This is a genomic window from Mesorhizobium sp. WSM4308 (assembly GCF_002294905.1).
In the GTDB taxonomy this organism is placed as follows: domain Bacteria; phylum Pseudomonadota; class Alphaproteobacteria; order Rhizobiales; family Rhizobiaceae; genus Mesorhizobium.
Genome location: NZ_NSFW01000001.1, coordinates 498,506 through 519,803 on the forward strand (window position 1 = coordinate 498,506; position 21,298 = coordinate 519,803).

Annotated in this window: 19 protein-coding genes and 1 pseudogene; 7 read left to right on the forward strand and 13 right to left on the reverse strand. The window is 64.3% G+C overall.

Annotated elements, in window-relative coordinates:
• The first annotated feature begins 32 nt into the window (after positions 1 to 32).
• Entirely contained in the window at positions 33 to 941 is a 909-nt protein-coding gene (locus CK227_RS02355) for a LysR family transcriptional regulator (RefSeq protein ID WP_095771333.1), read from the forward strand.
• A 134-nt stretch (positions 942 to 1,075) separates the two neighbouring features.
• On the opposite strand, the gene CK227_RS02360 is transcribed toward CK227_RS02355, so the two are convergent.
• The 5 genes from CK227_RS02360 to hisS form a co-directional block, all read right to left on the reverse strand.
• Entirely contained in the window at positions 1,076 to 2,179 is a 1,104-nt protein-coding gene (locus CK227_RS02360) for a calcium:proton antiporter (protein WP_095771334.1), read from the reverse strand.
• 69 nt (positions 2,180 to 2,248) lie between these two features.
• Entirely contained in the window at positions 2,249 to 4,021 is a 1,773-nt protein-coding gene (locus tag CK227_RS02365; protein ID WP_095771335.1) for an AMP-binding protein, read from the reverse strand.
• 103 nt (positions 4,022 to 4,124) lie between these two features.
• Complete coding sequence (gene hisG, locus CK227_RS02370) at positions 4,125 to 4,823, reverse strand: ATP phosphoribosyltransferase (RefSeq protein ID WP_095771336.1); 699 nt, start codon at positions 4,821 to 4,823, stop codon at positions 4,125 to 4,127.
• Complete coding sequence (locus CK227_RS02375) at positions 4,820 to 5,941, reverse strand: ATP phosphoribosyltransferase regulatory subunit (RefSeq protein ID WP_095771337.1); 1,122 nt, start codon at positions 5,939 to 5,941, stop codon at positions 4,820 to 4,822. Before CK227_RS02375 ends, hisG begins: the two co-directional genes overlap by 4 nt.
• 51 nt (positions 5,942 to 5,992) lie before the next feature.
• Positions 5,993 to 7,495, reverse strand: a complete 1,503-nt coding sequence (gene hisS / locus CK227_RS02380; RefSeq protein ID WP_095771338.1) for a histidine--tRNA ligase — start codon at positions 7,493 to 7,495, stop codon at positions 5,993 to 5,995.
• Between the two features lie 253 nt (positions 7,496 to 7,748).
• On the opposite strand from hisS, the gene CK227_RS02385 reads away from it, so the two are divergent.
• The gene (locus CK227_RS02385) at positions 7,749 to 8,000 is read left to right on the forward strand and encodes a hypothetical protein (RefSeq protein ID WP_095771339.1); all 252 of its coding nucleotides are present in this window, start codon (positions 7,749 to 7,751) and stop codon (positions 7,998 to 8,000) included.
• 86 nt (positions 8,001 to 8,086) lie between these two features.
• Here CK227_RS02385 and CK227_RS02390 read toward each other — a convergent pair whose 3' ends face one another.
• On the reverse strand, positions 8,087 to 8,725 hold the full coding sequence (locus CK227_RS02390) for a DNA-3-methyladenine glycosylase I (protein WP_095771340.1): 639 nt from the start codon (positions 8,723 to 8,725) through the stop codon (positions 8,087 to 8,089).
• 214 nt (positions 8,726 to 8,939) lie between these two features.
• On the opposite strand from CK227_RS02390, the gene CK227_RS02395 reads away from it, so the two are divergent.
• Both CK227_RS02395 and CK227_RS02400 read left to right on the forward strand, forming a co-directional pair.
• On the forward strand, positions 8,940 to 9,671 hold the full coding sequence (locus CK227_RS02395; RefSeq protein ID WP_095771466.1) for a L,D-transpeptidase: 732 nt from the start codon (positions 8,940 to 8,942) through the stop codon (positions 9,669 to 9,671).
• A 264-nt stretch (positions 9,672 to 9,935) separates the two neighbouring features.
• On the forward strand, positions 9,936 to 10,856 hold the full coding sequence (locus CK227_RS02400) for a bifunctional 5,10-methylenetetrahydrofolate dehydrogenase/5,10-methenyltetrahydrofolate cyclohydrolase (protein WP_095771341.1): 921 nt from the start codon (positions 9,936 to 9,938) through the stop codon (positions 10,854 to 10,856).
• A gap of 10 nt (positions 10,857 to 10,866) precedes the next feature.
• Here the strand turns inward: CK227_RS02400 and glcF are convergent, their stop codons facing one another.
• The 5 genes and pseudogenes from glcF to CK227_RS02425 all read right to left on the reverse strand — a co-directional run bounded on the left by glcF (position 10,867) and on the right by CK227_RS02425 (position 17,091).
• The gene (gene glcF / locus CK227_RS02405; RefSeq protein WP_095771342.1) at positions 10,867 to 12,192 is read right to left on the reverse strand and encodes a glycolate oxidase subunit GlcF; all 1,326 of its coding nucleotides are present in this window, start codon (positions 12,190 to 12,192) and stop codon (positions 10,867 to 10,869) included.
• 10 nt (positions 12,193 to 12,202) lie between these two features.
• The gene (gene glcE, locus CK227_RS02410; protein WP_095771343.1) at positions 12,203 to 13,408 is read right to left on the reverse strand and encodes a glycolate oxidase subunit GlcE; all 1,206 of its coding nucleotides are present in this window, start codon (positions 13,406 to 13,408) and stop codon (positions 12,203 to 12,205) included.
• Positions 13,405 to 13,989 carry a hypothetical protein gene (locus CK227_RS02415; protein WP_095771344.1) on the reverse strand — a complete coding sequence of 195 codons (585 nt, stop codon included), beginning with the start codon at positions 13,987 to 13,989 and terminating at the stop codon, positions 13,405 to 13,407. Before CK227_RS02415 ends, glcE begins: the two co-directional genes overlap by 4 nt.
• A 4-nt stretch (positions 13,990 to 13,993) precedes the next feature.
• Positions 13,994 to 15,489 (reverse strand): annotated as a pseudogene (locus tag CK227_RS02420) (FAD-linked oxidase C-terminal domain-containing protein).
• Positions 15,490 to 15,768: 279 nt separating this feature from the next.
• Complete coding sequence (locus tag CK227_RS02425; RefSeq protein ID WP_095771345.1) at positions 15,769 to 17,091, reverse strand: DUF3422 family protein; 1,323 nt, start codon at positions 17,089 to 17,091, stop codon at positions 15,769 to 15,771.
• 208 nt (positions 17,092 to 17,299) lie between these two features.
• Between CK227_RS02425 and CK227_RS02430 the strand changes: the two genes are divergently transcribed.
• The 3 genes from CK227_RS02430 to CK227_RS02440 are packed head-to-tail and all read left to right on the forward strand — an operon-like array spanning position 17,300 to position 20,070.
• A complete protein-coding gene (locus CK227_RS02430) occupies positions 17,300 to 18,103 on the forward strand; it encodes an FCD domain-containing protein (RefSeq protein WP_095771346.1) in 804 nt (267 codons plus the stop codon).
• 25 nt (positions 18,104 to 18,128) lie between these two features.
• Positions 18,129 to 19,265: an alpha-hydroxy acid oxidase gene (locus CK227_RS02435; protein WP_095771347.1), complete on the forward strand. Its 1,137-nt coding sequence runs from the start codon at positions 18,129 to 18,131 to the stop codon at positions 19,263 to 19,265.
• 37 nt (positions 19,266 to 19,302) lie between these two features.
• On the forward strand, positions 19,303 to 20,070 hold the full coding sequence (locus tag CK227_RS02440; protein WP_095771348.1) for a metallophosphoesterase family protein: 768 nt from the start codon (positions 19,303 to 19,305) through the stop codon (positions 20,068 to 20,070).
• 44 nt (positions 20,071 to 20,114) lie between these two features.
• Here CK227_RS02440 and CK227_RS37780 read toward each other — a convergent pair whose 3' ends face one another.
• Together CK227_RS37780 and CK227_RS02450 are read right to left on the reverse strand one after the other, a co-directional pair.
• The gene (locus CK227_RS37780; RefSeq protein WP_257784452.1) at positions 20,115 to 20,246 is read right to left on the reverse strand and encodes a hypothetical protein; all 132 of its coding nucleotides are present in this window, start codon (positions 20,244 to 20,246) and stop codon (positions 20,115 to 20,117) included.
• Positions 20,247 to 20,536: 290 nt separating this feature from the next.
• On the reverse strand, positions 20,537 to 21,244 hold the full coding sequence (locus tag CK227_RS02450; protein ID WP_095771349.1) for a type 1 glutamine amidotransferase: 708 nt from the start codon (positions 21,242 to 21,244) through the stop codon (positions 20,537 to 20,539).
• Positions 21,245 to 21,298: the final 54 nt, after the last annotated feature.

Here is a 21,298-nt window from a genome sequence, read left to right on the forward strand (position 1 = left end):
CGTTCGACTATCCGGTGTAATCACAATGACCCATGAAGCAGAACTACACAATCCGACACGGGGCGCTGGAGGGCGTCGAGGTGTTCCTGGCTGTCGCCAGACACCGCAACTTCCGCCGCGCCGCCGCCGATCTCGGCGTGACGCCGTCGGCCGTAAGCCAGGCGGTGCGCGCGCTGGAAGCCCGCATCGGCGCGGCGCTGTTTGTCCGCACGACACGCAGTGTCGGCCTGACCGAGGCCGGTCAGCGCTTCCTCGACGGTGCCGGCCCCGGCTTCGAGGAGATCGTCGCCGCGGGCGAGGCCGCGCGTGACGTCGGCCAGCGGCCGACCGGCCTGCTGCGCCTGTCGGTGCCGCGCGCCGTCGTGCCGTTGATCCTGGAGCCGGTGATCGCTTCGTTCTGCCAGGCCTATCCCGAAGTCGAACTGGAGATCGCCGCGAGCGACGAGATGGTCGATCTGGCGACAGGCGGGTTCGATGCCGGCATCCGCCTCGGGCAGTTCATTGCCACCGATATGGTGGCGGTGCGGCTGACGCCGTCCTTCTCGTTCGTGGTCGTGGGCAGTCCCGACTATCTCGATCGCCATGGCCGCCCTGAGCGTATCGACGATTTGCGCCGGCATGCCTGCCTGCGCCTGCGTCGTTCCAACGGCGCCATCGCGCCGTGGACGTTCGCCGACGGCAACGAAGCGATCGAGGCGATGGTCTCAGGTCCGCTGATCGCCCACGACTATCCGACATTGCTCGGGGCCGCCATGCGAGGGATCGGTCTGGCGCAGACGCCGCGACCGGTCGCCGAAGGTCCGATTGCCCAGGGAAAACTCGAGCCCGTGCTGGACACCGTCGCGGCGATGACGCCTGGCGTCTTCCTCTATCACCCCGGCAAGCGCCAGATCCTGCCGAAGCTGCGCGCCTTCATCGATCACCTCAAATCCGCGATCTGAGGCAATCAAGAGTGCCGCCCCCTGGCGTCATCGGCAATTTGGTGTTGAAGCGGATGACTGCTCTCTCGATAACCCGGTCGGCAACGGTTTCCTGATCAGCGAATGCCTCATCCCGTTCACCTGCACAAAATATTTCATGGTACAAATATCAAAAATATATAAGTAAAAAATACTACAAGATGGACCATTCCGGTCAAGAACGTCGTTCTTTCAGTGCTGAAACTTACATTGCATATGAAAAGCGCCAAGACCAAAAGGACCGCATCAGCAGCCGGCAGCCCCAGGGTCAGTCCTCTCCCCGTCAGCAGGCTGGCGGCTGCGACTCCCGGTATGGTCAGGCCGATCGTGGCGCAGGCCGAACCCATCGCGACATTCAAACCGCGCTGCAGCTCGTTGTTGAGTGAAGCGCGCACCGCCGAAATGGCCTCCGGCATCAGCACCAGCCCCGCGATCATTGCCCCCACAATGCTGTCAGCCTGGCTCACCTGGTAGGCAACGAGCGTATCTTCGACGCTTGCCGCGACCTGCTCGGCGAGCATGACAATTCCGATCAGCCCGGCCATCAGCAGCAGAGCGCTGGCAGAGATGTTCCCGTGAGGGGCAGCGCGCACCGAAACGTCGTGTGGTTGTCCCTGGATAAAGTCTTCCCGGTGCCGGACGGTCTGCGCGAACACGAAGCCTGCATAGAGCAGCACTGAAAGGACGCTGACGAACCCAAGTTGGGCTGCCGAAAACGTGCCGGGATCCGTGGCCCGGGTGTAAGTCGGCAGGATAAGCGTCATCACGGTCAGCGCGATCAGAACAGCCAGATAGGCACTGGTCCCTTGCCGCACGATGGCCTGCTTGCGATGACGCCAGCCGCCAAGCGCGAGACACATGCCGACAACGCCGGTGGATGTGATCATCACCGTCGAGAAGACGGACTCCCGTGCCAGCGTCGGGTTGTTCTCACCATGCAGCATCATGGAAACGATGATCGATACTTCGATTGCCGTGACGGCAAAGGTCAGCACCAGCGTGCCGTACGGTTCCCCTACCCGCCGAGCCACCGCCTCGGCGTGGTCGAGCACCACGAAAATGGTGACGAACATGATCGCACTCGACAGCGCGCCGACAAGGATCCTGGCGTTCAGCGAACCTTGGTCCACCGACAGCCCGCTGGCTCTGACCGCGACAGCCGTCACCAAGGCGGCCAGCGGCATCGCATAGGAAGTCACCGATCGTCCGAAACCGCTCATCCAAGCCCCTGCGTGCTTCCGCGAACCGTGGCTGCATTCGCGCACCGACAGATCGAAGCATTCACCCGTTCACGCCGTCTTCTGCGCCACCAGCCCCAGTTCCTCGACCATCGCCTGACGCATCAGGAACTTCTGCGGCTTGCCGGTCACCGTCATTGGCAATTCGGTGCGGAAGCGGATGTGGCGCGGGATCTTGTAGTGCGCGATCTGGCCGGCACAGAAGGTTTTGATCTCCTGCTCGGTGGCGATCTGGCCGGGCTTGAGCACGATCCATGCGCACAGCTCTTCGCCATATTTCTGGTCGGGAATGCCGAAGACCTGCACCTCCCTGACCATGGGATGGCGGTAGAGGAATTCCTCGACCTCTCTGGGATAGACGTTCTCGCCGCCGCGGATGACCATGTCCTTGACCCGGCCGACAATATTGCAATAGCCCTCCGCGTCGATGGTGGCGAGGTCGCCGGTGTGCATCCAGCCATCGGCGTCGATCGCCTCGTGGGTCTTTTCGGCGTCGTCCCAATAGCCCTTCATCACGGAATAGCCACGTGTGCAGAGCTCGCCCGGCGCGCCGACCGCGACGGTGGCGCCGTCGGCGTCGATGGCCTTGACCTCGACATGAGGGTGGATGCGCCCGACGGTGGAAACGCGCTTTTCCAGAGGGTCGTCGACGCCGCTCTGGAACGAGACCGGGCTGGTCTCGGTCATGCCGTAGGCGATGGTCACCTCGGACATATGCATCAGCGACACCACCTTCTTCATCACCTCGATCGGGCATGGCGAACCGGCCATGATGCCTGTGCGCAGGCTGGAGAGATCGAAGGTCGCGAAATCCGCATGGTCGAGCATGCCGACGAACATGGTCGGCACGCCATAGAGGCCGGTGCAGCGTTCCTGCGCCACCGCCTTCAGCGTGGCGCCCGGGTCGAAGCCCTCGCCCGGAAACACCATGGTCGCGCCCTTGGTGACGCAGCCCATCGTGCCCATCGACATGCCGAAGCAATGATAGAGCGGCACCGGGATGCAGAGCCGGTCGTCGACGGTGAGCTTGATCGCGGCGGTGACGAAATTGCCGTTGTTGACAATGTTGTGGTGCGTCAGCGTCGCGCCCTTGGGCGCGCCCGTCGTGCCCGAGGTGAACTGGATATTGATGGCGTCGTTCGGCTTCAGCCCCTCGGAAATGCGGTCGAGGCTGTCATGCTCGTCGCGGCCGGCCATGGCCAGCACGTCGGCGAAATTGAACATGCCCGGCGAATTGTCCTCGCCCATGCGGATGACGATCTTCAGATCAGGCAATTTTTGCGCCTTCAGCTTGCCCGGCGTGGCCTTCGCGATCTCCGGCGCCAGCGTCTCGATCATGCCGAGATAGTCCGAGGTCTTGAAACTGGCGGCCGTGACCAAAGCCTTGCAGCCGACCTTGTTCAGCGCATATTCCAGCTCGGTCAGCCGGTAGGCCGGGTTGATGTTGACCAGGACCAGGCCGATGCGGGCCGTGGCGAACTGCGTCACCAGCCATTCCCAGCGGTTGGGCGACCAGATGCCGACGCGTTCGCCCTTTTCGAGACCCAGTGCCAGGAAGCCGGCAGCCAGCGCATCCACCGTGTCGGATAGTTCGCTCCAGGTGAAGCGCTTGTCTTGGCCGACGAAGACGGCGGCATCTTGCGTGGCGTATTTGCTGGCCGTGTCGGAGAAAAGGGCGGGAATGGTCTTGTCGAGCAGCGGCACCTTGCGCTCGCCCGAGACATGCGCCCTGCCGTCGATGGGGGCGATAAAGACGCTGCCGGCGCGCCCAGGGCGGCCGCGCAGATTGGTGGCGTTCTTCAGCTCGTCGAGATTGACCGGCATCGCTGTTTCCTCCCCAGGCCGCGCCGAGTCTATCAGCCCGGCGTGGCAGTGGAAATCCTGTCGATGATCGAGGAGTTCCGGTCCCTCGGAGGGCGCGGTTTGGCTATCCGAACGCCACCGCAATCTTCGTCGCGATGTCGCGCAAGGTGGCTTCATCGCCTGCGGTACGCGCCTTTTTCGACGCGACCAGACAGGCCTGCGACTTCAAGACCACGCCGTCGCCCAGCACCTTGAGATGGTTGGCGCGCAGCGTCGAGCCGGTGGTGGTGATGTCGACGATGACATCGGCCAGTCCAGCCGCCGGCGCGCCTTCGGTGGCACCGAGGCTTTCGACGATGCGATAGACCTGGATGCCGTGTTTCTGCGAAAAGAACTGCTGCGTCAGCCGCCAGTATTTGGTGGCGATGCGCAGCCGCCGGCCGTGGCGCTGGCGAAAATCGGCGGCGACGTCGTCGAGATCGGCCATGGTGTCGACATCGAGCCAGATTTCGGGCACCGCCACCACGACATCGGCATGGCCGAAGCCGAGGCGGGCGACGATTTCGGCGCGGGCTTCCCAATCGGCGAGGTTTTCCCGCACCAGATCTTCGCCCGTAATGCCGAGATCGACCGCGCCCTGGCCGATCTCGCCTGCAATCTCGGAAGCCGACAGGAAGGCGACCTCGACATTGTCCAGACCCTCGACACGGGCATGATATTTGCGCTCGTCGCCGGGCAGGCTGATGGCGAGGCTGGCCTTGGCCAGCACCTCCAGCGCCTGTTCCTTGAGCCGGCCTTTCGAAGGGATCGCCAGAGTGATCATGGTGTCGTCTCCCGCAACGCCTCGATGCGGTCGAGCCAGACGGAAAAGCCGACGCCGGGGATGGCCGTCTTGGCGCCAAGCAGGGTCAGCAACCGGTCGTAGCGGCCGCCACCGGCCAGGGGACGCTCGCCGCCTTGCGCCGCGATTTCGAAGACCACACCGGTGTAGTAATCGAGCGGACGGCCGAAGGCGGCATCGTAGCGGATTTTTGCCGCCGGCAAGCCATGCGCCTCGATCGCCTTGGCACGGGCAGCGAATTTCTCCAGCGCGGCGCCAAGCGACAGCCCGGCGCCGGCGGCAAAGCTTTCCAGCGCCTGCGCCGCGCCATCGAGCGGCACGTCGATCGCCAGAAAGTTCTTCAGCGCCGCGAAGGCCTCGTTCGACAGCCGCACGCTGCGCAATTCGGCCTTCTCGATCAGCCGCCGCGCAATATCGGAGGGCGCGCGGCCGGCCGATGCCGACAGGCCGGCCTCTTCCATGCCGTCGGCGATGTGCGCCGAAAGACCTTCAAGATCCCCGTCAAGGACAAGGGCAGCGACGTCGCCGGAAAGCTGGCCGTTGCGCGGCGGGTTGGCAAGGTCGGCCAATGCCGCCTGCAGCATCGGCGCCGAGCCGAAGGCACGGGCCAGCCGCATGCGCCAGCCGCGCGGCAGCCCGAGCGCCGCCAGCACCGCTTCGAAGATGCCCTGATCGCCCAGCGTGACCTCAAGCGACCGGCCAGGCAGCACCAGCGAAAGCAGCGCATGCGCGTCGGCCACCGAACGGGCATCGGCTTCCGCCGTATCACGGTCGCCGAGATCCTCGATGCCGGCCTGGAAGAACTCGTTGCCGCCTTCGCGGCGCTGGCGAAAGACTTCGCCGAGATAGGAATAGCGGCGCGGCGTGCCGGCCTGCGAGCCTATATGGTCAAGGCAGACCGGAATGGTGAATTCCGGCCGCAGGCACAGTGTCTGCCCGGTCTCGCTCTCGGTAAGGAAGATGCGGCGGCGCAGATCCTCGCCGGCCATGTCGAGGAACGGGTCCGCCGGCTGCAATATGGCGACCTCTACCGCATGCGTGTTGCGGGTGGCGAAGAGACTGGTGATGTCGGCTGCGATGGCGGGGAAGCGGGAGGTCAATTTGGCCTCCGTATCGCACGATCAGCTGATTTGGGACCAGCGGGGCGGCCTCTACTTGCCACGCGCCCTCTCCTCGACCTGCGCCGCCAGGATCTTCTTCACTTCCGCGACCAATTCACCTTCCGCCACCGTCACCTGCGCCGGGCGTGCGGCGCGCCATTCGGCGTTGTCGGTGATTTCGGCCGACATGCGCGCGCCTTCGATCAGGTCCTTGATCTGCAGCTCGCCCTTGGCGCGCTCGTCGCCGCCTTGGATGATGGCGACCGGGCAGCCGCGCCGGTCGGCATATTTCAGCTGCGCCTTCATGCCTGCGCCGCCGAGATACATTTCGGAACGGATGCCGGCGGCGCGCAATTCGCTCACCATCTTCTGGTAGCGGCCGAGGCTTTCGGTGTCCTTGTCCATGACTAGGACGACGACCGGCGCGATCACGTCGGCGCTTTCGAGCTTGCCGAGGTTCTTCAGCGCCGTCATCAGCCTGCTGACGCCGATGGAAAAACCGGTCGCCGGCACCGGCTCGCCGCGGAAGCGCGAGACCAGGCCGTCATAGCGCCCACCACCACCGACCGAGCCGAAGCGCACGATCTGGCCGTCCTCGTTGGGGATTTCGGCCAGCAGTTCAGCCTCCAGGACGGGGCCGGTGTAGTATTCGAGGCCGCGCACCACCGAGCGGTCCATGGCGATGCGGTCTTCGCCATATCCCGCCGCCCTGACCAGCGCTTCGATGATCGCAAGTTCGCCGACGCCTTCCTGATAGGTCGCGTTCGAATTGACCATGGAATCCTGGCCGGCCTGCGCATTCCTCGCCGTTGCCTGAAGAACCGCCTCGGCTTGCCCGTTGTTCAAGCCTGCCCCCTTGGCGAAATCGCCTTCGCCTTCCTTGCCGCCATCCCAGCGCCCCGGGCCAAGCAGGAGCTTCACCCCTTCCGGCCCGAGCTTGTCCAGCTTGTCGATCGCGCGCAGCACGGTCAGTCGGCGTCCGGCGTTCTCGTCACCGCCAAGGCCGATCGCCTCCAGCACGCCGTCGAGTACCTTGCGGTTGTTGACGCGGATGACGTAGTCGCCGCGCTTGACGCCGAGCGCTTCCATGACGTCGGCCATCATCATCGCCATCTCGGCGTCGGCGGCGACGCCCGGTGTGCCGATCGTGTCAGCGTCAAACTGCATGAACTGGCGGAAGCGGCCGGGGCCGGGCTTCTCGTTGCGGAACACCCAGCCGGAGCGATAGCTGCGGTAGGGCTTTGGCAGGCGCTCGTAATTCTCGGCGACGAAACGCGCCGTCGGCGCCGTCAGATCGTAGCGCAACGACAGCCACTGCTCGTCATCGTCCTGGAAAGAGAACACGCCTTCGTTCGGGCGGTCCTGGTCGGGCAGGAATTTTCCGAGCGCATCGGTGTATTCGATCAGCGGCTGGTCGGCCGGTTCGAAACCGTAGAGCTCAAAGACCGAGCGGATCGTCGCCATCATCTTTTCGACGGCGCGGATGTCCTCGGCGCTGCGGTCGGCAAAACCGCGCGGCAGCCGCGCTTTCGTCTTTTCCGATTTGTCGGCCATGAGATGTTTTGCCCGGTGTTTCGTGATGCTTGCAGGTCAACAATGTTGCGATTTTCGCAACGCGCGTGTCCTAAACGATGAAGCGCAGAGCGGCAAGGGCGGGTGCTTCAGACCTGCTCGGGTCAAAAGAAGACAGAAGCGAACTACGGTGAAATAGAAACGCACCGAGAATGAAACAATCCCGCCATGGGCGCGGCATCGTGCCGACACAATCGGAGCCGATATGACGCATCGACACGAAGGGGTTCGGGACATGACCAGCACAGTGAAATTCCATGCCAACAGCGATGCCGGCGAATTGCCAGCGCGGCTGCGCCCGGCCGGCACCCATGCGCCGAAACCGGCTGGCCAGGCTGCCGGACCGTTCGAGATGCCCGCCGACACCGGCAAGGGCCCTTCCCTGCGTGACGCCCTGGTGACCGGTCTGCTGGTGATCTATCCGACGGTGGCCACGGTGGTGGCGATCGTCGCCGGACTGTTCCTGGCCAGCGTCAACGGCACCTGAAACCGCCCGCATCGTTGGTTCCATATTTTCTTGATCGCAGGATTGGTAATGCGGCTGGGCTTCTCCCCGTGAACGGGAGAAGGGAGCTACGTCGGCCGTTTGAACGCCTTGCGTTCCTTCTCCACCTGCTTGCGGCAGACACAGCCCTCTAGATGGTCGTTGACCAAGCCCATGGCTTGCATGAAGGCATAGACCGTGGTCGGGCCGACAAAACTCCAGCCGCGCTTCTTCAGTTCCTTCGAAATCCGCACCGAGACCGTCGTCGTCGGGTTGGCGCGCAGATGGGCGAGGTCGACGATTTCGGGCCGTTCCGCCTTGCCGGGTTCGAACTTCCAGAACCAGGCAGCCAACGAGCCGAACTCGTCGACCATTTCGCGGGCGCGCTTGGCGTTGTTGATGGTCGAGACGATCTTGCCGCGATGGCGGATGATGCCGGCATTGCCGAGCAGGCGTTCGACATCCTTGTCGGTGAAAGCGGCGACCTTGTCGAAATCGAAGCCGGCGAAGGCCTCGCGAAAATTCTCGCGTTTGCGCAGGATGGTCAGCCACGACAGGCCGGACTGAAACCCTTCGAGGCAGATCTTTTCGAACAGTCTGCGGTCGTCGGCCACCGGCCGGCCCCATTCATGATCATGATAGTGCAGATAGTCGGGCAGGTTGCCGTGCCAGAAGCAGCGCGCGACCCCGTCGGGGCCGGCAAGCAGGCCGGTGTTTTCATTGCTCATTGCGAAAAGTCCATCCGTTAACGCGCTCTGGCGCTGCTTTTACCGTGGCTTTACCAGATTCCTGAACCCGGCGGTAACCACACCAAAAGGTTTACTGACAGAACCGCATTTTACGCATTCCGATTCATGTTTCGGTTGCTGCTTGCGCGCCAATGATCGCTGGACCGGGGAGCGTTTCCACCCGGTGTATCAGACGATCCAAGGTGCGTTCCCGATGAAGAGAGTTGTGTTTTCCGTGCTCGGCGCCGTGGCTGTGTTTGCCGGCGTCACACCCTCGGCCGCTGGCGACCGCTATGCCGACAGGCCGCCGGTGATGGTGAGCCCCGACCTTTCCGCCCCCTGGGTGCTGCAGCTCGGCAATGCGCCCGGCATTGTGCGGCAGAACCGCCAGCAGCCGCGCCTGCGCACCGCGCAACCGGCACAGCCAGACCGCGTGCAGACGGCGGCCGTGCAGGCGCCGGCGAAACGCATGGTCATGCGCCCGCAGATCAACCCAATCTACCTGCCGCAGGAAGTCGCCTATGACGGCCCGCAGAAGCCGGGCACGATCGTCATCGATACCACGCAGAATTTCCTCTATCTGGTCGAGAAGAACGGCAAGGCGCGGCGCTACGGCGTCGGCACCGGCAAGCCAGGCTTCGAATGGTCGGGCACGCACAAGATCACCAACAAGCGCGAGTGGCCGGACTGGCGCCCGCCGGCGCAGATGATCAAGCGCGAAGCCGCCAAGGGCCGCTATCTGCCCACCTATCTGGCCGGCGGCATCGAGAACCCGCTCGGCGCCCGCGCGCTCTATCTCGGCACGACCGAATACCGCATCCACGGCACCAACCAGCCATGGACGATCGGCGGCGCGGTGTCGTCAGGCTGCATCCGCATGCGCAACGAGGACGTGGTCGACCTTTATGAACGGGTCAATGTCGGAACCACGGTCGAGGTGATATGATAGCCGCAGCGAATCATCTGGTCGGGAAGCACATCGTTTCCTGAAGTCGGAAGGAATAACGGGGGACGGGCCGTATGGGGATGCGGTCAGTCAAGAAGGGCAGCACGGGAAACCGCGCTGCCCTTCTTCTTTGATCGGCGTCCCGCACCTGCGACAAAGCCCGCGTCCTTGCGTCGCGCAGAAGGCATGGCGCTTCGCTTTCATGCTGCCATTTTCGATGGTCTTTTGCTATCTCGGCGCCAACGCAAGAAAAGAGTGCCAGCCATGTCCCTGCCCGACGACAGCCGCTATCTCAAGGGCGGCCCGGTTGCCCAGCGCATCATCGCCGCCGTGCGCGAGGATGCGGCGATTGCCAAGGCCGAGGGTTTTGCGCCCAAGCTGATCTCGATCACCGTCGGCGATACCGATGCCGTGGATGTCTATGTGCGCAACCAACGCGCCAAGGCGCAGCTTGCCGGCATCGATTTCGAGGAACGGCGTTTTCCCGCCACCATCACCTCGGGCGAACTGGAAGCGGCCATCCACGGGCTGAACGCCGATCCACGCGTCACCGGCATCATCATCCAGCGGCCGGTGCCCGCACATATTCCGGTCAAGACGCTGCAGGCGGCGGTGCATCCGCTCAAGGATGTCGAAGGCATGCACCCGGCCTCGATCGGCAACATCGTCTATAACCAGCTTGATCTGGCGCCCTGCACGGCGGCTGCCTCCGTCGAACTGCTCAAGGAGACCGGCCTCGACCTGAAGGGGCTGGAAGTCGTCATCGTTGGCCATTCGGAAATCGTCGGCAAGCCGATTGCCTTCCTCTTGATGAGCGAAGGCGCGACGGTCACGGTCTGCCATCACATGACGCGATCGGTCGCAGCGCATGCGCGCCGCGCCGACGCGCTGTTCGTCGCCGTGGGCAGGCCGCGACTGATCAAGGCCGACATGGTGAAGCCAGGAGCTGCCGTCATCGATATCGGCATCAATTCCGAGATCGAACCCGATGGGACGAGCCGCATCGTCGGCGACGTCGACACCGACAGTGTGAAAGACGTGGCCTCCTGGATCACGCCGGTGCCGGGCGGCGTCGGCCCGATCACGGTGGCGATCCTGCTGCGCAACACGATGGTGGCGCTCAGCCGCCAGCGCGCGCTGTACGAGTCGACCTACGGCACCGCGGACAGGCTGGCGGCAGAGTAGGCGCCGGTCCCTACTCCGCGGCGATCAGGCTCTCGTCCTGAACACCCTCCGGCCTCGGCCCGCCATAGGCCCAGTCGAGCAGTTTGATGGTGTGCACCACCGGCATGCTGGCGGCCGATGCGATCTGGGTGATGCAGCCGATATTGCCGGTGGCGACAATCGAGGCGCCCGTCGCCTCGATGTTTTTCACCTTGCGGTCGCGCAGTTTTGCCGAAATCTCGGACTGCAGGATGTTGTAGGTGCCGGCCGAGCCGCAGCACAGATGGCCCTCGCGCGGCTCGCGCACGATGAAACCGGCCTTGGCCAGCAACTCCTTCGGCTGGCGGATGATCTTCTGGCCGTGCTGCATCGAACAGGCGGAGTGATAGGCGACGACCGTGCCCGGCTTGCGCACCGGCTCGGGCATGTCGAAAGCGGCCAGATATTCAGTGATGTCCTTGGCCAGCGCCGAGACGCGCGCGGCCTTGCCGGCATAGGCCGGATCGAGCCGCAGCATGAAGCCATAATCCTTGATCGTCGTGCCGCACCCGGACGCGGTGATGATGATAGCGTCGAGCCCGCCCTGGTCCATGGCGCGTGTCCAAACGTCGACATTCTGTCTCGCCGAGGCAAGCGCGGCCTCTTCGCGCCCCATATGATGGACCAATGCACCGCAGCAGCCTTCGCCCGGCGGCACCACGACCTCGACGCCGAGGCGCGTCAGCAGCGAAATCGTCGTGTCGTTGATGGCGGGATCGAGTACCGACTGCGCGCAGCCGGTAAGAATGGCGACGCGACCCTTTTTGGCCCCCTGCCCGGCATGGACGCCCGGCGAGTCCATCGGCGAGGCTGCCGGGATTGAGGCCGGCGCGAGCTTGAGCATGGCGGCGAGCGGCTTTAGCGCCGGGATCTTCTCGAACAGGCCGATGAAGGGCTTGCCGAGTTTCGCCAGCTTGAGCGCGGCGCGAAAACGCTGGGGATAGGGCAGCACGAAGGCCAGCATGGCGCGAGTCAGGCGGTCGAGCAGCGGCCTGCTATAGGTCTCCTGGATGTGGGCGCGGGCGTGATCGACCAGGTGCATGTAGTTGACGCCCGAGGGGCACGTGGTCATGCAGGCAAGGCACGACAGGCAGCGGTCGATATGGGTGACGATCTCCTTGTCGGCCGGACGGCCGTTCTCCAGCATGTCCTTGATCAGGTAGATGCGCCCGCGCGGCGAATCAAGCTCGTTGCCGAGCGTCACATAAGTCGGGCAAGTGGCGGTGCAGAAGCCGCAATGCACGCATTTGCGCAGGATCTTTTCCGATTCCGCGACATGCGGGTCGGCGAGCTGATCGGATGAGAAATTCGTCTGCATCGCTGATGTCCTAGGCCATGCGGCCGGGATTGAGGATGTTCTTCGGGTCGAATTCCTGCTTCAGCCGCTGGCTGAGCGCTGCCAGCGCCGGCGGCTGCGGCTCGAACACCGGCAGCGCGGCGCGATGGGCGGGGACGGCGCGCACCAGCGTCGCATGGCCGCCGCCATGTTTTCGCAACAGCCCGCGCAGCAGAGCGGCTTCCGGATCGCCCTCCTCCATACGCAACCACACCAGCCCGCCCTGCCAGTCATAGAAGGCGCTGACGGCCGCCTGCATGCGCAAGGTCAGCACCATCTGGTGGCCCTGGGAAGGTGTCATCGACACGCGCCAGACCGGTTTTTCGCTGCTGTCGGCGAAAGGCCTGATATCGCGCACGTCGCGCCAGATCAGCCGCGAAGCCTCGCCGGCAATCTCCTCCAGCGGTCCGGCCTTGCCGAGCAGCATCTTCAGCGCGGCGATGCGATAGGCGACGGACGTGCCAAAACCTTCGACGCGCAGCAGCGTGGCAGCGTCGCTGCCGAGCGCGCCGCCGGCTACGCGCGCGGCGATCCGCTCCGGCAGATGGGCGGCACTCGACACTTCCGCGCTGGAGCCGAGTGCCAGCGCCATGGCGCTCGCCGCGGCGTCGTCAAGCAGGCCACGGACCGCGAGCGTCACCTCGGTCTCGGCGGCAGGAAGCACCTTGAACGTGACGTCGGTGAAAACGGCCAGCGTGCCCCAGCTGTTGGCCATCAGCTTCGACATGTCATAGCCGGTGACATTCTTGACCACGCGTCCGCCGGACTTGAAAGCTTCGCCCCGGCCGGACACGACGTTGATGCCGAGGATATGATCGCGCGCCCCGCCCGCCTTTAGCCTGCGCGGACCGGAGAGGTTGGCGGCAAGCACGCCGCCGATCGTGCCCTTGCCCGGTTCGCCGGCGAGCAGCGGGCCGTAGTCCATCGGCTCGAAGGCGAGCTGCTGGCCGTTGTCCGCCAGCAGCTTTTCGATCTCGGCCAAAGGCGTGCCGGCCTTGGCCGACAGCACCAGTTCGGCGGGTTCATAAAGAGTGACGCCGGTGAGTTTCGACAGGTCGAGCGTGTGCTCGGTCTGCAACGGACGGCCGATGCCGCGCTTGGAGCCATGGCCGATAATTTCGAGCGGCGTCCCTTCCGCCACCGCCCAGGCAATGGTGGACAGGACTTCGCCTGACGTTTTCGGGGTGAAAGTCGTCAAAGCCTGTGCTCCCTGAGCTTCTCGAGCACGGCTTCGCCCCTTGGCGACAGCCGGTAACCGATCTCGAGGCTCTCGGTGAGCCCGAGTTCCTTGAGCTTGCGGACATCCTGCTTGAATTTCGGCGTCTCGACGCCGGCCTTGGCCGCCAGGTCCGCCGCCCGCACTTCCGGATGGGCGCCGATTGCCCGCAGGATCGACGGGAAATAGCCAGGCGCCGTCTTGTCCCAGCGGGCAAAGCGCAAGGTCAGGACGTGCCAATCCGCATCGGACAGCGAGGCCTCGCCGCGCAAGGCAACCCGCTCGTCGGGCTCAAGACCGGTGAGTTCGATGCGATAGACCGGGGTGCCGTCATCAGGCCCAAGCATCTCCCGCAGGGCCGCGAGTGTCGGAAAGCCAGCCGCGCTGGCGTCCTTTTCCGTCAGTGCGGACATCTCCACGACCGTGATATCGCCGATCAGCACGACGCCCGACGCCGTTCTCACCCGCCCGCCAGCCCTGACCGTCGGCCGCCGCCAGCGGCGAAAGGCGAGCGTCGCTTCGCCCGACGCAATGGCCGCAAGGGTCTGGTCCCGGAACAGCATCCTCTCAAAACCTCGGAATATCCGGAAACGCCACTTGCCCGCGATGCACATGCATCCTTCCCAGCTCCGCACACCGGCGCAGTTGCGGGAACACCTTTCCCGGGTTGAGCAGGTGATTGGGGTCGAAGGCGCATTTGACGCGCATCTGCTGGTCGAGATCGACCTGGTTGAACATTTCCGGCTCAGGTCGCGCTTCTCGACCCCGACCCCATGTTCCCCCGTCAGCACGCCCCCGACCTTGACGCAGAGGCGCAATATGTCGGCGCCAAAACTTTCGGCCTTGTCGAGTTCGCCGGGAACATTGGCATCGTAGAGGATCAGCGGATGCAGATTGCCGTCGCCGGCGTGAAAGACATTGGCGACGCCGAGACCGTATTTTTCCGACAGCTCGCGCATGCCGGCGAGCACACGCGGCAGTTCCTTGCGGGGGATTGTGCCGTCCATGCAGTAATAGTCGGGTGAGATGCGACCGACCGCCGGGAAGGCCGCCTTGCGGCCGGCCCAGAAGCTCAGCCGCTCCTGCTCGGATTGCGAGATGCGGCAGGTGGTCGAGCCGTTGCTTATGGCGATCGCCTCGACAGCGGTGATGAGGTGATCGACCTCGACGCCCGGCCCGTCGAGCTCGACGATCAGCAACGCCTCGACATCGAGGGGATAGCCAGCGTGGACGAAATCCTCCGCCGCGTGGATCGCCGGCCGGTCCATCATTTCCATGCCGCCGGGAATGATGCCGGCGCCGATAATGTCGGCGACGCACTGGCCGCCCTGCTCGCTGGTCGGAAAGCCGATCAGCAGCGCGCGCGCCGTCTCCGGCTTCTTCAATATGCGGACCGTGACTTCGGTGACGACGCCGAGCAGGCCTTCGGAACCGGTCATCACGCCAAGCAGATCGTAGCATTCGGCATCGAGATGGCTGCCGCCGAGCCGCACCACCTCGCCATTCATCAGCACCATCTCGATGCCGAGCACATTGTTGGCGGTGAGGCCGTATTTCAGGCAGTGCACGCCGCCTGAATTCTCCGCGACATTGCCGCCGATCGAGCAGGCGATCTGGGAGGATGGATCGGGGGCGTAGTAAAAGCCCTCCTGCTCGACGGCGGTGGTGATGCCGAGATTGGTGACGCCCGGCTGGGCGACGACGATGCGATTTGGAAAATCGATCGCAAGGATGCGGTTGAAGCGGCTCATCGCCAGAAGCACCGCGTCTTCCAGCGGCAGCGCGCCACCCGACAGCGAGGTGCCGGAACCGCGCGGCACGACGCGGATGTTGCGGTCGTTGCAGTATTTCAGCAGGCGGGAGACCTGCGCCACCGTCTCGGGCAGAACGACGACCAGCGGCAATTGCCGATAGGCGGTCAGGCCATCGCTCTCGAAGGCGCGCATGGCATTGGCCGCGTCGACCACACCCTCGCCCGGCACGATGATGCGCATGTCGGCGACGATCTCGTCGCGCCGGCGCATCGTGGCGTCGTCAGGTTTCGGCATGGCCAGGCCGGACATCAGCAGCCTCATTTTGCTTGACTGGTCAAAATCTTTTACCAGTGAAGCGCGCTGGTTGCAAATGCCGTGGTGGCGGAGCCCACGTTCACGAGACGAGAGAACCTTCCGCAGCGGCAATCTGCCGCTGTCTTACCCTCCCTCTTGTGGGGAGGGTCGTGAACGAAGTGAGCGGGGTGGGGGCAGCGCGGCGCTTATGAAGACCCCCACCCCGGCTCACGATCTTTGCTTCGCTACGATCATGAGCCGACCCTCCCCACAAGTTGGAGGGTAGGGCTGCCGCTATTCGCCGGGGTGCTTGGCCGGCTCGGAATGCATGCGGCGCACGCGGCGCACGCCCCACCAGACCAGCAGGATGGCGACCGGCACCGAGGCAGCGGTGACGACTTCCGGCGCGAAAGCATGGCCGAAGATCGAGGCGCCCTTGGCGACATAACCGATGAGGCCGACCACGTAATAGGAGACGGCGGCCACCGAGAGTCCTTCGACGGTCTGCTGCAGGCGCAGCTGCAGCCGCGCGCGGTTGTTCATCGAGGCGAGCAAATCGCGGTTCTGCTTCTCGACCTCGACATCGACCCAGGTGCGCAGCAGCGTCGTGGCGCGGGTCAATTTGCGCGACAAATTGGCCTGCCGCTCCTCGACCGACCGGCAGGTGCGCATGGCAGGTGCGACCCGGCGCTGCAGGAACCCGCCCCAGGTGTCGTAGCCTGGCACGGCCTCTTCCTCGAGCGCTTCCAGCCGCTCGACGACGATGCCGTCATAGGCGCGGCTGGCGCCGAAGCGGTAGAGGCTGGAGGCAGCGTCGGCCTCCAGTTCGGCGGCAAGTTCGGTCAGGTCGGCGAGCAAAGTCTGGCTGTCACGGGTCTCGGCAACCTTCATTTCCAGCGTGGTCTGGGCGAGCCTGTCCTCGATGCGGCGGGCGCGGCCGGACAAGGTCAGCGCCAGCGGCAGGCCGAGCATGGCGAGCGTCCGGTAGGTTTCGATGTCGATCAGCCGCTGCGACAGCGCCCCGGTGCGCGCCGGCGTCAGGCCGCGGTCAAGCACCAATATGCGGGTCATGCCGTCGCCATCCTGGCGGAAATCCGTGACGATGGCCGCATTGCCGCGCTCGACCAGCGAGTAGCACAGGCTGGTCGGATCGAAAGCGGCGATCAGCCGCTCGCTCGCCTGCGTCCATTTGCGGATCTCGAGCCGGATACCCGAAATGACGGTGCCCGGCGGCGAAAAGCCGTTACCGAAGGGTGTGTCCTCCTGCGCCCTGCCGCTTTCGGAAAGCGGACCTTCCCACAGATAGGTCGAGAACTCCGTATGCCGTTCCCAGCGCAGCGAGCCCTTGCCCCATTTCATGGCGTGATGGCGGGCCTGACGGTCGGGCGCGGCGATGCCAAGACGCCGCGACAGTTCGGAAAGCACGGCATGGTCGACGCCGGAGCCACCCTCGGTCATGAAGGCGAGTTGCATCAGGACGCGCGGCTTTTCGATGAGCGGATGCGGCCTGGCATGGACCTCTCCCAGCGCGCCGGGCCGGCCCTCATGCGCGGGGAAACCCATGACGCTGCCCTTGGCGCGCGGCTGGAATTCGAGATTGGACGGGTCGTCTGACACGGCTTGTCCCCCGGGGTTCTCTAGACCCTCTTGCAGTCGCGTCCTCTAGAGCCAATAGGCTGACGACGCAAACAACAAGTTTAGCCGGAGATGATATTGCGCCGGACGGCGAAACCGACACGTTTCGACCAATTGGATAAATAATTTGACCAGTTGGCGACGCAGGCTTTATCCTGCGCGACACCGGTTCAATTCCCAGGCACAGCTGTTGAGCGATATTTTTTCCAGGATCGAGCATTCGCGCACCGCCGACGAGGTGGTGCAGCAGATCGAAAGCCTCATCCTCGAAGGCGTGCTGCGCACCGGCGACCGGCTGCCGGGCGAGCGCGAACTGGCACGCCAGTTCGACGTATCGCGGCCGATCCTGCGCGACGCGCTGAAGGCGCTGGAAGGGCGCGGGCTGCTGACGACCAAGGCAGGCGGCGGCACGCATGTCGCCGACATCATCGGCCAGCTGTTCACAAAGCCGGTGGCCGACCTGATCTCGATGCATCGCAAGGCGGTGACCGATTATCTGGAATACCGCCGCGAGATCGAAGGCATAGCCGCCGAATACGCGGCGCGGCGCGCCACCCCGGAAGACCTGGCGCTGCTCGACCGCATCATGGCGCGCATGGACGAGGCGCATCGCACCGGCGATTTCGACGACGAGGCCGGGATCGACGTCGAGTTCCATCAAGCGATCTGCGAATGCGCGCACAACATCCTGCTTCTGCACACGCTGCGCTCCTGCTACCGGCTTTTGTCGGAAGGCGTCTTCCAGAACCGGCTGCTGGTCTTCACCGTGCCTGGCGCGCGCGAGGCGCTGCTGGCGCAGCACAAGGCAATCCACGCCGCGGTCAAGGCCGGCGATCCCAACGCTGCCCGGCGCGCGGCGATGGACCACATGACCTATGTCGAGCGGTCGATGGCAGAAGCCGAGCGCAGCGGCGACTGGCAACGCGTGTCACGGCTGCGGCTGCGGCAGCGTTCGGAAGCCGGCGATACCGAACCGGCGCGCAGACGCTCCTAGTGAATAAGATCAAGCGGGGACCATCATGAGCGACATTCTCACCATCGCGGACCTCAAGGATCTCGCCCGCCGGCGCGTGCCCAAGATGTTCTTCGACTACGCCGATTCCGGTGCCTGGACCGAGAGCACCTATCGGGCCAACGAGGAAGACTTCCAGAAGATCAAGTTCCGCCAGCGCGTGATGGTCGACATGAGCAACCGCTCGCTGGAATCGACCATGATCGGCCAGAAAGTGTCGATGCCGGTGGCGCTGGCGCCCACCGGCCTGACCGGCATGCAGCACGCCGATGGCGAGATGCTGGCGGCGCAGGCGGCCGAGGAATTCGGCGTGCCTTTCACCCTGTCGACGATGAGCATCTGCTCGATCGAGGATGTCGCCTCGGCGACGACGAAACCGTTCTGGTTCCAGCTCTATGTGCTGCGCGACAAGGATTTCGTGCTCGATTTGATCGACCGCGCCAAGGCGGCGAAATGCTCGGCACTGGTGCTGACGCTCGACCTGCAGATCCTCGGCCAACGCCACAAGGACGTGCGCAACGGGCTTTCGGCGCCGCCCAAGATGACGCTGGCCAACATCATCGACCTGGCCAGCAAGCCGCGCTGGTGCCTGGGTATCGCCGGCACCAAGCGCCGCACCTTCCGCAACATCGTCGGCCACGCCAAGGGTGTCGGCGACGTCTCTTCGCTGTCGTCCTGGACAAACGAGCAGTTCGACCCGCAGCTGTCGTGGAAGGATGTCGCCTGGATCAAGGAACGCTGGGGCGGCAAGCTGATCCTCAAAGGCGTCCTCGACAAGGAGGACGCGCTGATGGCGGCCAAGACCGGCGCCGACGCGATCGTGGTTTCCAACCATGGCGGGCGCCAGCTCGACGGCGCATCGTCCTCGATCATGGCGCTGGAAGAAATCGCGGACGCGGTCGGCGACAGAATAGAAGTGCATATGGACGGCGGCATCCGCTCCGGCCAGGATGTGCTGAAAGCGCTCTGTCTCGGCGCCAAGGGCACCTATATCGGCCGCCCATTCCTTTACGGCCTGGGCGCGCTCGGCAAGGAAGGGGTTACCAAAGCGTTGGAAATCATCCGCAAGGAGATGGACATCACGCTGGCTCTGTGCGGAAAACGTCTGGTCACCGACATGGGCAAGGACCAGCTCCGGCGCTAGGGTCGGGTGACAGCCTGACCACGGAGACCACGACGCGTTGGCGGAACCCGGCATCCATTTTCTCGACGCCCATGGGCCGGAGGGTGTGCGACTTTACGCGATCGGCGACGTGCATGGCCGGCTCGACCTGCTGGCAGCCATGCACCAGCGCATCGAGAGCGAGCTGGAGTGGAAACCGGTTCGCGACTGGCGGGTGATCCATCTCGGCGACTATGTCGACCGCGGACCGGATTCCAAGGGCGTCATCGATTTCCTGATCGCGGCGCGGGAACGCGATCCGCGCCATCTGATGCTGGCGGGCAACCACGACATCGGCTTTCTCGATTTCCTCAGGACCCCCGACCCGGAAGGGCTTTTCATGCGCTATGGCGGCGTCCAGACGGCGCTGTCCTATGGTGTATCGCTCACCAACGACGCCAGCTGGTTCGGCAAGATGGAGATGATGAAGCGCGGACATCAGGCCCTGCTCGAGGCGATGCCGCCGGGCCATGTCGATTTCCTGCGCTCGCTGCCGTTCTCGTTAACGTTCGGCGACTTCTTCTTCTGCCATGCCGGCATCAGGCCAGGCATTCCGCTGGACAAGCAGAACCCGCAGGACCTGATCTGGATCCGCGACCTTTTCCACGATCACACCGGCCTGTTCCCAAAAATCGTGGTGCACGGCCACACACCCGTCCCCGAGGCCGAAGTGATGGCCAACCGCGTCAATGTCGACACGCTTGCCTGGCAATCAGGCATGCTGACCGCCCTCGTCGTTGACGGGGCGGACAAACGCATCCTGGAAATGGCTGTAAAGGGAGCTTGAGCCCAGCTACGTCGCAGGGATGCGTCGCGAGAGGGCCGGCTTTTTTAGCGAAGCGAGGCGGTGACGCCGTAGCCGTCGACGGCGTTGTGGTTGTTGGCGGCATCGGCGGAATAGATGCCGAGACCGCACAGCACGATGGCGGACAACATGGCAAAGGACAGAAGCGCTGCTTTCACGGACGTCATCTCTTGTTGAGCTTGCTGCATCTGTGCACCAGGCGGTTACCAATGCGTTGAAACGGAGAATTCGCTTCAAAGTTTCGACGATTTCGCGCTTCTAAGCGCGTTCTGTATCGGAGGTGTGTCGCACGGGTCACACAAAAGGTTCAACCTGGTTGCACAGCCGATGCAGAGCGCGCGCCTTCTAGGATGGCGGTCGGACACAAGCCAAGGATGAAACGGGTTTTCCCCAGCCGGTTTCACGGCTGCGTGCCAATTATGTCACGCGGAGCGCCAGGGGCAGACTCTTAGATCGTGTAGATCGTGGCTACCCAGGCGCGGGCAATCGCCATACCGGCGGCATCGGCGTCGGGTCCGTTAAGGGCCATTTCGCCATCGAGCTTGTCGGCCCAATCGGGATGCCGCGAAGCGATGGTCGACGCGAAGGAGGTACTCCAGTCCTTCACCATCGGCCGGTCGGCCTCGAAATGGAACTGGAAGCCATAGATGGCGCGGCCGACACGGAACGCCTGGTTTTCGGCGACTTCGTTGCCAGCCAGCCGCACGGCGTCTTGCGGCAGTTCGAACGTGTCGTCGTGCCACTGGAAGATCGGGAATTTTTCCGGCAGGGCGCCCAGCACCGGATCGGCCTTGGCGTCCGGCGTCAGCGACACGCGGCGCCAGCCGAACTCATTGGCGCCGCCGATGCGGTTCTCGCCGCCGAAGGCGCGGGCGACCAATTGGCTGCCAAGGCAGATGCCGAGCACGGCACGGTCCTTGCCGGCGAAATCGCGGGTGAGTTCGAGCAGTGCGGGGAAATAGGGATACTCATCATCGGCCAGCGCATTCTGGCCGCCGCCGAGCACCACCATCGCATCGTGCCCGTTCGCATCTTCGGGAAGGGGATCACCCTTGTAAGGAAGGCGCACGTCGAGATCGGCGCCGGCTTCCGCAAGGGCGGCACCGACCTGGCCGAGGCCGGTCTTGTCGTAGTTCTGGACCACCAGCACCCGCATCGCAAAACCCTGCTGACATGAAAAAGATGTCACGAGCGATATCATGCCGCCCGC

Excerpts from the sequence above, each read along its gene's own strand:
- CK227_RS02355 (WP_095771333.1), top strand. The coding sequence starts at position 33 with ATGAAGCAGAACTACACAATCCGACACGGGGCGCTGGAGGGCGTCGAG.
- CK227_RS02360 (WP_095771334.1), bottom strand. The coding sequence starts at position 2,179 with ATGAGCGGTTTCGGACGATCGGTGACTTCCTATGCGATGCCGCTGGCC.
- CK227_RS02365 (WP_095771335.1), bottom strand. The coding sequence starts at position 4,021 with ATGCCGGTCAATCTCGACGAGCTGAAGAACGCCACCAATCTGCGCGGC.
- hisG (WP_095771336.1), bottom strand. The coding sequence starts at position 4,823 with ATGATCACTCTGGCGATCCCTTCGAAAGGCCGGCTCAAGGAACAGGCG.
- hisS (WP_095771338.1), bottom strand. The coding sequence starts at position 7,495 with ATGGCCGACAAATCGGAAAAGACGAAAGCGCGGCTGCCGCGCGGTTTT.
- CK227_RS02385 (WP_095771339.1), top strand. The coding sequence starts at position 7,749 with ATGACCAGCACAGTGAAATTCCATGCCAACAGCGATGCCGGCGAATTG.
- CK227_RS02390 (WP_095771340.1), bottom strand. The coding sequence starts at position 8,725 with ATGAGCAATGAAAACACCGGCCTGCTTGCCGGCCCCGACGGGGTCGCG.
- CK227_RS02395 (WP_095771466.1), top strand. The coding sequence starts at position 8,940 with ATGAAGAGAGTTGTGTTTTCCGTGCTCGGCGCCGTGGCTGTGTTTGCC.
- CK227_RS02400 (WP_095771341.1), top strand. The coding sequence starts at position 9,936 with ATGTCCCTGCCCGACGACAGCCGCTATCTCAAGGGCGGCCCGGTTGCC.
- glcF (WP_095771342.1), bottom strand. The coding sequence starts at position 12,192 with ATGCAGACGAATTTCTCATCCGATCAGCTCGCCGACCCGCATGTCGCG.
- CK227_RS02415 (WP_095771344.1), bottom strand. The coding sequence starts at position 13,989 with ATGCTGTTCCGGGACCAGACCCTTGCGGCCATTGCGTCGGGCGAAGCG.
- CK227_RS02435 (WP_095771347.1), top strand. The coding sequence starts at position 18,129 with ATGAGCGACATTCTCACCATCGCGGACCTCAAGGATCTCGCCCGCCGG.
- CK227_RS02450 (WP_095771349.1), bottom strand. The coding sequence starts at position 21,244 with ATGCGGGTGCTGGTGGTCCAGAACTACGACAAGACCGGCCTCGGCCAG.